Genomic DNA, 12,764 nt, shown 5'->3' with positions numbered 1-12,764 from the left:
TCAAGAGATCCGGACCGATCCAGCCTACGCCAGGGCCCGGTGCCGGAATTCACCGGCTGCGGGTCAGGTCTCCCTCGGGGTTTCCGGCCGCGGCGTCCCCCGAGCGGTAGTGGAGCGTGCCGTTCGCGTTGAGGGCGAAACGCTCGTCGGAGGAGCCGTTGGAGCAGATTCCGGGGGCCGGGTTGGGGCCGCCGGAGGTGTCCAGGACCAGCGACCGGTCGGTGGCCGAGACGAGCTTCCAGTCTCCGGAGCAGTCGGTGCCCAGGAGGGGCAGGACCGACTTGTCGCGGCCGACGACCTCGCCGATCCGGCCGGCCTTGATCGTGATCTCGAACTCGCTCGGGACCCCCATGCGGGCCGTGGTGACCGTGCCCTTCCAGGTGCCGGTCAGCTCCTTCGGGACGTCGTCCCGGGCGGCGGGGGCCGGGCTCGGGGCCTTCGAGGCCGCTTCGGAGGGCTGGGACGCGTGGGACGGCGGTTCGGTGGCGTGGTTGCTCTGGCCCCCCGTCCCCGGCAGCAGGCCCAGCCCGTACAGCCCGCCGGACAGCGCCGCCGTCACCGCGGCCGCCGCGACCACCACCGTGCAGCTGAACCGGCGCCCGGCGGCGGTGACGGTGACCTTGCGGCCGGGGGCCGTGCCCTCGCCGCCGGGGGCGGTGCGCGGCTGCGGGACCCCGGCGCCACCGCTGCCGGCGCCGCTGCCGGCGGTCTCCGTCGGCGCGCCGTACGGTCCTGCCGGAGCGGCGGCGGCCCCGGTCCCGGCCGGACCCCCGTACGAGCCACCGTAAGAGGGGTCCGGCGCACCGAAGACACCGGCGCCGACACCGACGCCCGTGCCGCCGGCCGCCACCTGGCCCCCGTACGAGGGGGTGCTGAACGGAACCGGCCCCGAGGGGCCCTCCGGCTCCGCCGCCACGGCCTCCAGGTCGAGCAGCGCCACCGCGGCGCGGCTGGCCTCCTCCACCACGGGCGCGGGGAGCCAGCCGGGGGTGCGCAGGGCCCCGTCGAACGCGTCCGCGACGGCCCGGGGGGCCGGCCGGGCGTCGGGCGCCTTGGCGAGACAGGCCGCGACCAGGTCGCGCAGCTCGCCGGGCGGGAGGGCGTCCAGGTCCGGCGGCTCGTGGACCACCTTGTAGAGGAGGGTCGCCGAGTTGTCGCCCGTGAACGGGGGCCGCCCGGTCGCGGCGAAGGCCAGCACCGCGCCGAGGGAGAACACGTCGGCGGCGCCGGTGACGCCCTTGCCGAGGATCTGCTCGGGCGACATGTAGCCGGGCGAGCCGACGGAGACCCCGGTGGAGGTGAGGGAGGCGGTGCCGTCCGTGGCGCGGGCGATCCCGAAGTCGATCAGGCGGGGCCCGTCGAGGGTCAGCATCACGTTCGACGGCTTCACGTCGCGGTGGACGAGACCCAGTCCGTGCACCGCGGCCAGGGCGCGGGCCAGCCCCTCGCCCACCGCCCGCACGGCGGCCTGCGGCAGCGGCCCGTGCGCGGCCACGGCGCCGCCCAGCGAAGGGCCCGCCACGTACCCGGTCGCCACCCACGGCACTGGTGCCTCGGGGTCGGCGTCCAGGACGGGCGCGGTCCACTCGCCGCCGACCCGCCGGGCGGCCTCCACCTCGCGGCGGAACCGGGTGCGGAACTCGGCGTCGGCGGCGAAGTGCGGGTGCACGATCTTGACGGCGACCGTCCGGCCGCCCGCGCTGCGGCCCAGGTAGACCCGGCCCATGCCTCCCGCGCCGAGCCGGCCCAGCAGCCGGTACGCGCCGATGCTCCGCGGCTCACCGGACTCCAGCGGCTGCATCCCGTCCCCTCCCCCGTGGTCCCGACTGCGTGATCCACCTCGTGATCCACCTTAGGGCCGTCAGGGGGACGCCGGGGCCGTTCCCGCGGGCTCGACCCCAGCGCGCGCCCGGTGATCCCGACGGCCGGCGGCAGGTCCGTACGGGCCCCCGCACGCGCGGGGCGGGCGGGCGCGTCGGGAAATTCCCGGCAGCGGCCGCGCGAATTCACGGCGACGGCCGGACGGCGCCACGATGACGATAGGAAAAGCCCGGGAATTCCCGGGGAGGCCATGACCGGAACCCGGACCGCCGCCCGGTAATCCGATCAAGAAACCGAGCACGAAACGGAACGCGAACAGGCGCCCGAACGCACCGGGGAACCTTCAGGACCGCTTCAGCAGCTCCACCGCGACATCTGCCGGATAGCCCGTCGAGCGACCCGTGCGACGCGCGAATTCCCTTACGCCGGCGAGCTGTTCCGGCCCGAAGCGGAAGTCGAGGGTGGTGAAGTACCGCTCCAGCAGTTCGGCGTCGAAGGCCTCCCAACGGGCCGCCTGCTCGGCGACCTTGGTGACCTCCTCCAGGGAGATGTCCCGGGATTCGAGGAAGGCTTCGTGCACCTGCCGCACGACGGCCGGCTCACGGTCGAGATAGTCCTTGCGGGTGGCCCATACCGCGAACACGAACGGCAGTCCGGTCCACTCCTTCCACATCAACCCCAGGTCGTGGACGTCGAGGCCGAGCCGCGGCGCGTCGTGCAGCGAGGCGCGCAGCGCGGCGTCACCGATCAGTACGGCCGCGTCGGCCTCCTGCATCATCAGCCCCAGGTCGGGAGGGCAGGTGAAGTAGTCGGGGCGGACCCCGTACTGCTCGGCGAGCAGCAACTCGGCCAGGCGTACGGAGGTGCGGGACGTCGAGCCGAGGGCGACGCGGGCGCCGTCCAGCCGGTCCAGCGGCACCTGGGACACGATCACGCAGGACATCACCGGGCCGTCGCAGCCGACCGCGAGATCGGGGAAGGCGACGAGCTGATCGGCATTGCGGAGGAACTCGACCAGGGTGATCGGGGCGATGTCGAGACGGCCCTGGACGAGGTGCTCACTGAGCTTCTCGGGGGTGTCCTTGGTCAGCTCCAGGTCCAGCAGGGTGCCGGTTCTGGCCAGTCCCCAGTAGAGGGGAAGGCAGTTCAGGAACTGAATGTGGCCGACCCGGGGCCGGCTGCGATAGACGTCCACATCGCGAGACTAGCTGGCGGCCCCGCGTCAGCCTTCGAGCGGGTCTCAAACGTCCGGGTGACGTGATCTTTCCCTCTGGTCTCGGCCGCGGGGTGCGTGCTACGCTCAGACGCAAGTTGCAGTTTGGTTTCCCTTGCAGTACGAAGCCTGCGGAGAATGTGACCCGCGGGCTTTAGTAGTTTTCAGACTTCTTAGCAGGTTCTGGAGCAGGGCGACCCTTTGGCCCATAGGAGGGCTCATGGCTACCGGAACCGTCAAGTGGTTCAACGCTGAAAAGGGCTTCGGCTTCATCGCCCAGGACGGCGGCGGCCCGGATGTCTTCGTCCACTACTCCGCGATCAACGCCTCTGGCTTCCGCTCCCTCGAGGAGAACCAGACCGTGAACTTCGACGTCACGCAGGGCCCGAAGGGCCCGCAGGCGGAGAACGTCACCCCGGCCTAATCGCCAGGGCCAACCCCAACCGGTTGGATCGCAGTACCTGAGAGCAGTACCCAAGGAGCCCTGCCTCCCCGTTCGCCCTGCGAACGGCGGACGGCGGGGCTCCTGCCTTTTTGCCGCGCGGCAGGGCGGGTCGGGGCTGGACCGGCCGTGCGGCGACGGCACAACGGGGCCGAACGTGTGAAACGGGCCGGCCCCCCCCCCTCGGCGGGGGGGGGGGGCGGCGGGGGGGTCGGCCCGCGGGCGGGGTGTGGGGGGTTCGGGGCCGGCCCGGGGGGCGGGGGGGCGGGCGGGGAGCGCCGGGCGCCGCGCGGGGCGCCCCGCTCGCGGCGCACGGCGCGGGGGCCGCGGCCCCCCCCCCCGGGGGCGCGCCCCCCCCCCCCCCCTCGTCTCGGAGCCGGCCGGGCCGTTTACGGCTTGACGGCGGACTGCGTCGGGGACGGGGCGGGGGACGGCGTCTGCGGAGCCGGGGTCTCCGCCTTGGCGGTGACCTTCACCTCCAGGATCAGGACGACCTTCTCCTTGGTGATCAGCTGCAGGTGGTACGTGCCCGGGGCGACGTCCGCGGTCAGCAGCTCCGGCAGGGCGATCAGGCCCTCGGCACTGGAGGGGGCCAGCTCCAGGCTGAACAGCTTCTCGCCGTCCTTGGCCCCCTTGAAGTACGGGCCCTTCGCCTTCGCCGGGTCCACCGGAACCCACTGGCCGTCCTTCTGCTCCACCATCCCGGCGGTCGCCTGCGTACCGGCCACCGCCTTGCCGCCGGCGGTCGCCTTCACCTGGATGCCCGTGACGGCGGTCCCTGCGGCGACCTCCAGCGGCTTGCCCGCTCCCGCGTCCGCGCGCGTCAGCAGGTCGGCCACGGCCGGGGCGGGCTTCGCCGCGACGACGCCGTTGAAGTTCACCGTGAACTGGGTCGCCGTGCCGTAGCCGGAGGCCCGCAGCGTGAAGGTGCCCGGCTTGGCGCCGGCCACGAGGCCCGGCGCGGCGGCGATGCCCTGGGCGTCGGTCTGCACCACCAGGTGGGACCGGCCCTGGACGCCGAAGTACGTGCCCGTCGTGTCGTCCTCCACGGCGAACAGGACGGCCTGCCCCTTGGCCGGCTTGCCGTCGCTGAGCACCGCCTTGACCCGCGGCACCGCGGTGAACGCGGCCCCGGCCTCCGCCTTGAGCTCGGTGCTGCCGAGCACCTCCACCTTGGCCAGGTGCGGCGCGGGCTTCTCCGGCTCGGCCGGCTTGGACGGCTCGGCCGGCTTGGACGGGTTGCCGGGGTTCGTCGACGGCTTCGTGGTCGTCCCCGTGCTGGTGGACGGCTTCGGCTGCGTGGTCGTGGTGGGGCGCGGGGTCGGCAGCACCGGGTTGGTGGGCGTCGGGTAGGTCCCGGTGGGCGGGTTGGGCACCTCGCTCGTACCGCTCTGGTACTGCTTCATGAACCCGAGCACGGTGTTCACGTACTCGCGGGAGTTGTTGTAGCTGAGGATCGCCTTGTCCAGCTGTGCCTGGTCGGAGAGGTTGCGGTCGCCCGCACACAGGTACAGGCCGGCACCGAGGGCGGCGTCGTAGATGTTGTTCGGGTCGCGCTTGGAGTCTCCGTTGCCGTCGGCGCCCCAGGTGGCCCATGTGGAGGGGATGAACTGCATCGGGCCGACGGCCCGGTCGTAGGCCGCGTCGCCGTCGAACTCGCCCTTGTCGGTGTCCTTGATCTCGGCGAAGCCCTGGCCGTTCAGCTGCGGGCCGCGGATCGGCTTCTCGGTGTACCCGTCGGACTTGAGCCCGTAGCCGGAGGCGTGGACGGACTCGACCCGGCCGATGCCCGCGAGGAGCTGCCAGGGCAGCTGGCATTTCGGGAGCGCGGCGGCCACCGCGGTCTGCGCGCGCTTGTAGGCGTCGAGGGCGGTCGCGGGGATACCGCTGGCCCCCTCGCCCGCGCCGGCGGTCGGCGGCACCGCCGGGTCGGCGACGTCGCCGGGCAGATCCAGGCGGGCGTCGCCGCGGTCGGTGGCCTGGGGGCTGTCCGGGGTGGGCTCGGACTCGCCCGCGTCGGCCGTGGGCGGGTTGGTCACCACGGCGGCGGTCGTGAGGCTGGCCGCGAGCGCGGCCGTACACAGAACCTTGCGCGAGGTGTTGACGAGGTGGCGGTGAAGCGGCTTCACAGTGCGGCGATCCCCCCAAGGCGGCCGGCAAGTTGTACGGCGGGTCGAGCCGTGAATATTCACTGTCTATCAGGTATTCGGAGGCGACTCACCGGCGCCCCAGGAGATGTGACACACCATTCGTCTCGGCTTAAACCTGCACGACGACAGAACGCCCAAAGGGTGCCCGAATGTTGGGGTTATGCACCGATGAGTCGCCATTTGGCTGCTCTTGCCGGTTCTTTGATGGATTGAGATGAATAAAGGAGCAGCCGTCGTCGCACGCGTTCGACTAGATTCGGCGTTCATGACAGCAGAGGCACACGAGACGACCTTCCGCGAACGCGCGGACCGCAAGCGCACCCTGGGCGTGTTCCTGCTCATCGCGGCAGGCGCCATCTGGCTCTGGCTCGCCTACCAGTTGCTGGCCCCCTTCACCGTCAACTACGGCTCCAGCCGGAGCATCGACTGCGCCTCCCCCGTCTTCTACGACGAGGGCGACGGCAAGCGGCGCTCGTACGCCGCCACCGAGGGCGAACGCTGCGCCACCGAACGGGACCCGGCCGACCTGCTCGTCCTCCTCACCCTCTCCGTCCCGCTGGCCGCCGCCGGCACCTTCCACTACGCCCGGGGGACGGTGGCCCTGGACCTGCGACGGCACGAGGACGAGCTGGCGCAGCTCAGGGCGGAGCGCAAGGGCTAACGGCGGGGGCCCGACGGGTCTCCCGCGCCGCCCGGGTGCATTCCGCCCGTCCCCGACGACAGCCCGGCCAACATCCCCGCCAGTTCCGCCGGTCGGGAGAACATGGGCCAGTGGCCCGTGTCCAGGGTCAGCAGGGACCAGCTGTCGTTCTTGAGCAGTTCGGCCGCCGCGGGCGGTGGTTCCGGCCCGTCCAGCAGGCACTTCACGTACACCGCCGGGAGCTCGCCCAGCGGGCGGGCGAGTGCTGCCGGTTCCGTCAGGGCGGCGCCCGGGTGCGGGGTAGCGCCGGCCACGAAGCGGGCGATCTGCTCCTCGTCCAGGTCCTGGCCCGCGCAGTCGGCCGCCGTCAGCGCCGGCCAGAGGCCGCCGTTCGCCTCGATGGCCGCCGCCACCTCGACCCCGCCCGGCCAGCCGGAGACGAACGACTCCCCGTCCACGGGAACGTCGGCGTCGACGAAGACCACCCGGGCGAGCCGGTCACCGATCAGTTCGGCCGCCTGGCCCACCGGAATTCCGGAGTAGCTGTGGCCGACCAGGACGACGTCGCGCAGGTCCAGGCGCTCGACCGCGTCGACGATGTCGTACACGTGCGTCTGCTGGCCCGCCCACGACGCAGCCCCGTGCCGCTCGGCGAGCCCGGACAGCGTCAGCGCATGGGCGTCGTGGCCCGCCGCGCGCAGCTCCGCCGCCACCGCGTCCCAGGCCCATGCCCCGAGCCAGGCGCCGGGTACGAGTACGAAGTTCCCCATGAGGGGCACCGTATACGAATAAATGTTCGATCGCATGGTCGAACAGGGGCTCCACCTGCGGTCATTCGTCGGCGGGGCAGGACCGCGTGCCGGACGGCAGGCGGCCGTCTATCAGGAAGTGGTTGACGTAGCCGCGCACGCAGGGCGAGGCGGTGTAACCGGTGTGTCCGTCGCCCTTGTAGTCGAGGACGACGGCGGAGCCGAGGCGTTCGGCGGTCTCCTCGGTCCACCGGTACGGCGTGGCGGGGTCGCCGCGGGTCCCGACGAGGAGCATGCGCGGGGCGCCGGGCCGGTCGATCCTGCGGATGAAGTCGGTGCCCGCGGGGCGTCCGTAGCAGGCCAGGACGGTCAGGAGCTGCCGCGGTCCGAAGATCGGCGAGACCTGGCGGAACTGCTCCCGCAGGCCGTCGATCCGCTTCAGCACGACGGCCGGACTCGCCTTGTCCGCGCTGCGGTCCGGGTCGTCGGCACAGTTCACGGCAGTCATCGCGGCGACCGCGTTGTCGGCGGGGACGAGGCCGGGCGGCGGCTTGGCGCCGTCCTGGTCCGGGTCGGCGGGGGCGCCGAGGCCGAGCAGCCCGCGCGGGTCGCGCTTCCGCTCGGCCAGGTCGAGGGCGGCGGCGAGGTCGGGCCACAGCTCGCGGGAGTACAGGGCGATGGCGATGGCGGTGACGGCGTCGCCTCCGGTGAACACGCTGCCGCCCTTGTCGACGAGGGGGGCGGCTTCGAGCCGGGTGACCAGGGCCGCCACGTCTTCCTTGGCGGTGCGGGTGTTCGTCCCGTACACGCAGCCCGGCTGGCGGGCGCACCAGGACAGGAAGTTGTCCAGGGCCTGCTGCTGGCCCTGCGCGGAGACGAGGGCCTGCTCGACGAGGGGGTCACCGAGGGTGTCGACACCATCGAGGGCCATCCGGCCGACCCGGCGGGGGAATTGGGCGGCGTACACGGCACCGAGGCGGGTGCCGTAGGAGAAGCCGAGGTAGTTGAGCTTGTCCTCGCCGAGCGCCTGGCGGATGAGGTCCATGTCGCGGGCGACGTGCACGGTGCCGATGTACGGCAGGACCGGCCCGGAGGCCCGTTCGCAGCGGGCGACGACGGCCCGGAGGGCGGCGAGCGCCTCCGCGGGGTCGTCGGAGCCGACGGGCTCGGGCTCCATGGAGCCTCCGCAGCTGACGGGGGCGCTGTGGCCCACCCCGCGGGGGTCGAAGGCGACGAGGTCGTAGCGCTCGCCGAGCTCGGCGAAGGCCTTGGCGTGGGCGGCGAGGTCCCCGACGCCGGAACCGCCGGGCCCGCCGAAGTTCAGCAGCAGCGAGCCGCGGCGCCCGGCGCGGGGGCCGTTGGCCGGTATCTCGGCGAGGGCGATGCGGACGGTGCCCTTGGCGGGGGCGGAGTGGTCGAGCGGCACGGTGAGGGTGCCGCACCGCATCCCGGCGGGCACGGGCTGCTGCGGGCAGGCGCCCCACCGTATGCGGGGCCGGGCGGGCGACGGGGTCGCGGACACGGCGGCGGATGCCACGGCGGACGCGGTCGCGGCGGCAGGTGCGGTCCCCCGGGCGAGCACGGGCCCGGTCTCCGGGCCGGCGCCGGGTACGGCGGCGACGGCGGTGGACACGAGCAGGCAGGCTGCGCCGACCGCGGCTCCGGTGCGGGAACGGTGCACTGCACCCTCCTCGGGGCGGCCCCCCGATCCGTCTGCGCCCACGATAAGCGCCCGCGCCCACCCCCGCCGCCCGAGAACCCGGGAGCCACCCGCACCCCGCCCCGGACCTGCACGAACGCACCGCACGCTCCGCACGCCCCGCACCTCACTCCCCGCGGTACAGCTCCTCGATCTCGCCTTCGTAGTCCCGGGCGACGGCCGCCCGCCTCAGCTTCAGCGAGGGGGTCAGATGGCCCCGGGCTTCGGTGAACTCCCCCGGCAGGACCGTGAACCCGCGGATCGACTCGGAGCGGGAGACCAGCAGGTTGGCCTCGTCCACCGCCCGCTGGAGCTCGGCCCGCAGTTGCTCGTCGCGGACCAGTTCCCGCATCGGCACGCCCTCCTTCCTCCGCATCGCCCGCCAGTGCGCCAGCCCCTCCGGTTCGAGGGTGATCAGCGCGGTGACGTACGGCCGGTTGTCGCCGACGACCATGCACTGGCCGACGAGCGGGTGGGCCCGCAGCCAGTCCTCCAGCGGGGCCGGGGCCACGTTCTTGCCGGCGGAGGTGATGATCAGGTCCTTCTTGCGCCCGGTGATCGTGAGGTACCCCTCGGCGTCGAGCTCGCCGATGTCCCCGGTGGCGAGCCAGCCGCCGGCGGCGGCGAAGGGTGCGTACCCCGCGGCCGTGTTCCAGTAGCCGGCGAAGACGTGCCGACCCCGGAGCAGCACCTCGCCGTCCTCCGCGATCCGCACCGCCGTGCCGGGAAGCGGCCAGCCGACGGTCCCGAGCCGTGGTTTCTGCGGCGGGGTGACGGTGCTGGCTCCGGTCGTCTCGGTGAGCCCGTAGCCTTCGAAGACCTCGATGCCCGCCCCGGTGTAGAAGGCGGCGAGCCGCCGCCCCAGGGGCGATCCGCCGCTGATCACGTACCGCACGCTCCCGCCGAGCGCGGCGCGGATGCGCCGGTAGACGAGCGGGTCGTACAGGGCCCGGGCCGCCCGCAGGCCCAGCCCCGGGGTGCGGTCTTCGACGGTTTCGCCGTAGCGCTGCGCGATGCGCGCGGCCCGGTCGAAGGAGGCGGCCCGGCCCATGCGCTCGGCGGTGGCCCGGGCGGTGTTGTAGACCTTCTCCAGGACGTACGGGATGGCGAGCAGGAACGTGGGGCGGAAGCCGGCCAGGTCGGCGAGCAGGTCTTCGGTGCGCAGGCTCGGCGCGTGCCCGAGTCTGACCCGGGCGCGCAGGCATCCGACGGCGACCATGCGGCCGAACACGTGGCTGAGCGGCAGGAACAGCAGGGTGGAGGCGGGCTCCTTGCTCACGGATTTGAAGACGGGGTGCAGCAGTTCCACCGCGTTGTCGGCTTCGGCGAAGAAGTTGGCGTGGGTGATGACGCAGCCCTTGGGCTGGCCGGTGGTGCCGGAGGTGTAGATGAGGGTGGCGACCGAGTCGGGTGTACGGGCGGCCCGGCGGGCGTGCACGACGGCGTCGGGCACCTGCTCGCCGGCCTTGACCAGCCGTGCCACGGCGCCGGTGTCGAGCTCCCACAGATGGGTCAGCCAGGGCAGGTGGGGCCGTTCGGCGCTGACGAGGCGGGCCTGCGCGGTGTCCTCGACGGCGCAGGCCACGGCGCCGGAGTCCTGGATGATCCAGCGGGCCTGGAGGGCGGAGGAGGTGGGGTAGACGGGCACGGTGACCAGCCCGGCGGCCCAGGCGGCGAAGTCCAGCAGGGTCCACTCGTAGGTGGTGCGGGCCATGATCGCGAGCCGGTCGCCTTCCCGCAGCCCCTCCGCGATGAGTCCCTTGGCGACGGCGAGCACCTCGGCGGCGAACTCGGCGGCGGTGACGTCGCGCCAGGTGCCGTCCTGCGCCTTGCGGGAGAGGACGGCGGCGCGGGGGGCCTCGCGGGCGTTGCGGAACGGGATGTCGCCGAGCGATCCGCTGTCCGGGACCCCGGCGAGCGCGGGCACCTCGACCTCCCGGACCATCCCGTCGACGACGGTCTTGACGGGTTCGACCAGCTTCGGGACGGTCTGCAGTTCCACGGCGCTCTCCTCGACTCACCACGGGGACGTGCGGTTACCGCCGGTAATGTACGCACGGGTATCCGCGTCGAACACCCCCCGCGCGAACCCGCACGGAACCGCCACCGAACCCGCACCCGCCCCGCCCCGGCTGTCTCCGCCAACCCCTCAGGTCCGGGGCCGGGTCCGGGGCCGGCAGGGGCGGCCCGGGCAGGGCCTGATCGCCCTACCCGAGGGCGCCCGGTGGCGGGCAGTCGCGGCAGCGGCCCGGCGCGGGGGCGCGGAAGGCGCGCTCGCAGCCGTCGCACGTCTGGAACGGGTCCGGCCGCGGGGCCGGTCGCGGCCCCGGGGCTGCGGGCAGGTGCGGCGGCACGAGCGCGGCCAGCCGGTAGGCCAGCACGCCCGCGGGATTGCGGAGGCCGTCGGGGAGGTCCCTGGACAGCAGCAGCGCGACGGCTTCGGGCGCAGCCCCCCGCTCCAGCCAGACCGAGACGCCGGCCGCGAGCCGGTGCACGTCCCGTTCGGAGAGCAGCAGCCGGGGGTCGTGCCGGCACAGGCCGGCGAGCAGCTCGAACGCGGCGGGATCGACCCGGGCACGAACCGGCGAGGGGCGCCCGCGCCCGCCTCCGGGCCCGGGTCGCGGCCCGGGCTCCGACCCCGACTGCCACCCGGGCTCGGGCGCCGGCTCGGACCTGGACTCCGGCCCGGACTTGGACTCCGGCTCGGACTTGGACTCCGGCTCGGACCTGGACTCCGACTCGGACCTGGACTCCGACTCGGGCTCCGGCTCCCACTCGGGCTCCGGCTCCCACTCGGGCTCGGGCTCCCACTCCAGCTCGGCCCCGGGTTCCTGCCCTGGCTCCCACTCGGGCTCCCACTCGGGCTCCCGTACGGGTTCACGGCCCGGCGAGGGCAGCGGCGGCGGAGCCGGGGTCAGGGGCGGCGGCGGGGACTGGGGCGGCGGCGGGGACTGGGGCCACTGCTGCCGGTACGTGGCCTCCGGCGTGTTGTACGAGTAGGTGCGGGTGACGAGTTGCCCGCCGGGCAGCCGCTCGACCCGCCGCTCCAGGTACCCGTACTGCTCCAGCTCCCGCAGGGCGGTGGCGATCCTGGCCTCGCCCTCCGGGGACCGCTTGGCGAGCTCCTTGACGCCGACCAGGGAGCCGGGAGGGAGCGACTGGATGTACACGGCGACACCACGTGCGGTGTACGAGAGTTCGTGGTGCCGGGCGAGACTGTTGCCGACCACCGTGAAGTGCGCCGTGTGCCGGATGTTGACGTGAACGACACCGGATCGGGGGGTCCCGGCGTGATTGCGGGACGATGCGCGCGGGGCAGCGCTAAGCTTCGAAAGAGCCATGGGAAGTGGGATGACTTCCTACTTGGTCAGGCCCCCGCCCGGGATTGCAGTCCCGCCGGGGGCCGTCTCATGTCTGCTGTTGTCGGCCCGAGCATATGCCCGGCAACGGGCGGCAAATCCAGCCCAGTTGCCACAGTTCACCCATCCGGGCGACGCGCCTCGCGCGCGCCTCGCGCGCCCCCGCGCAGGGTCAGACGAGGTGGGTCGGGTCGGTTGGTTCTTCTCCCAGGTCCTTGGCTTTATGCGTCCCGGATCACGGGTTCCCGGCGGACCGCGATCCGGTCCGAGCGGCACGGTGCGACGGGAGTGCGGCTCGGCACGGGTTCAGATGCCGGCCTTGGCCATCGCCGCGCCGAGCTCCGCTTCGCGGTCGCCGTCGGGGCACTCCAGGCCGAACTGGATGACCTGCGCGACCATCTCGGTGGTCCCCGCGAGGAAGATCGAACCGCTGTCCGCCCGGTAGAACCACGCCTCGTAGACGGATGTCCCGTCGGCCACCACGTCCCAGAGCTCGCAACCGTGCAGTACCGATTCTTCGTCGGACGTCTCCGAGGGGAGACGCTGCCCGGGCGACAGGTCCTCGCCGTCGTACGCCTCGCCGCACCGCCGGAGCTGTTCGATCTGGACGGGGGTGAGCTGGGCGAGGGAGGTGATCTCCCGCCGGTTGGTGAAATCTGCCATGCGCGGAAGCTAGCAGGGACCGCCGACA

General features: G+C 73.3%; 10 protein-coding genes. 2 read left to right on the top strand and 8 right to left on the bottom strand.

The genetic code is table 11. The features are described from left to right. Positions 1-49: 49 nt before the first annotated feature. Both ACFVGY_RS08540 and ACFVGY_RS08535 read right to left on the bottom strand, forming a co-directional pair. On the bottom strand, positions 50-1,801 hold the full coding sequence (locus tag ACFVGY_RS08540) for a serine/threonine-protein kinase (RefSeq protein ID WP_385673062.1): 1,752 nt from the start codon (positions 1,799-1,801) through the stop codon (positions 50-52). A 363-nt stretch (positions 1,802-2,164) separates the two neighbouring features. After that, entirely contained in the window at positions 2,165-3,016 is an 852-nt protein-coding gene (locus ACFVGY_RS08535; RefSeq protein ID WP_385673059.1) for a menaquinone biosynthetic enzyme MqnA/MqnD family protein, read from the bottom strand. A 238-nt stretch (positions 3,017-3,254) separates the two neighbouring features. Between ACFVGY_RS08535 and ACFVGY_RS08530 the strand changes: the two genes are divergently transcribed. Further along, on the top strand, positions 3,255-3,458 hold the full coding sequence (locus tag ACFVGY_RS08530) for a cold-shock protein (RefSeq protein WP_030012116.1): 204 nt from the start codon (positions 3,255-3,257) through the stop codon (positions 3,456-3,458). 407 nt (positions 3,459-3,865) lie between these two features. Here the strand turns inward: ACFVGY_RS08530 and ACFVGY_RS08525 are convergent, their stop codons facing one another. Beyond that, positions 3,866-5,605: a hypothetical protein gene (locus ACFVGY_RS08525; RefSeq protein ID WP_385673056.1), complete on the bottom strand. Its 1,740-nt coding sequence runs from the start codon at positions 5,603-5,605 to the stop codon at positions 3,866-3,868. 286 nt (positions 5,606-5,891) lie between these two features. Between ACFVGY_RS08525 and ACFVGY_RS08520 the strand changes: the two genes are divergently transcribed. Further along, on the top strand, positions 5,892-6,287 hold the full coding sequence (locus tag ACFVGY_RS08520; RefSeq protein ID WP_385673053.1) for a hypothetical protein: 396 nt from the start codon (positions 5,892-5,894) through the stop codon (positions 6,285-6,287). On the opposite strand, the gene ACFVGY_RS08515 is transcribed toward ACFVGY_RS08520, so the two are convergent. From ACFVGY_RS08515 to ACFVGY_RS08495, 5 genes are all read right to left on the bottom strand, one after another. After that, positions 6,284-7,036, bottom strand: a complete 753-nt coding sequence (locus tag ACFVGY_RS08515; protein ID WP_385673050.1) for an alpha/beta fold hydrolase — start codon at positions 7,034-7,036, stop codon at positions 6,284-6,286. The two genes, ACFVGY_RS08520 and ACFVGY_RS08515, sit on opposite strands and share 4 nt — an antisense overlap. A 61-nt stretch (positions 7,037-7,097) precedes the next feature. Next, complete coding sequence (locus ACFVGY_RS08510) at positions 7,098-8,696, bottom strand: alpha/beta hydrolase (RefSeq protein WP_385673047.1); 1,599 nt, start codon at positions 8,694-8,696, stop codon at positions 7,098-7,100. Positions 8,697-8,841: 145 nt separating this feature from the next. Next, entirely contained in the window at positions 8,842-10,659 is a 1,818-nt protein-coding gene (locus ACFVGY_RS08505) for an AMP-dependent synthetase/ligase (protein ID WP_385673416.1), read from the bottom strand. A 262-nt stretch (positions 10,660-10,921) separates the two neighbouring features. Further along, entirely contained in the window at positions 10,922-11,944 is a 1,023-nt protein-coding gene (locus ACFVGY_RS08500; RefSeq protein WP_385673044.1) for a helix-turn-helix domain-containing protein, read from the bottom strand. A 435-nt stretch (positions 11,945-12,379) separates the two neighbouring features. Further along, complete coding sequence (locus ACFVGY_RS08495; RefSeq protein ID WP_385673042.1) at positions 12,380-12,736, bottom strand: hypothetical protein; 357 nt, start codon at positions 12,734-12,736, stop codon at positions 12,380-12,382. Positions 12,737-12,764 lie beyond the last annotated feature (28 nt).

It is taken from the genome of Streptomyces sp. NPDC127106 (assembly GCF_042677605.1).
Lineage (GTDB): Bacteria > Actinomycetota > Actinomycetes > Streptomycetales > Streptomycetaceae > Streptomyces.
This window is presented reverse-complemented; position numbering and strand designations above follow the sequence as displayed.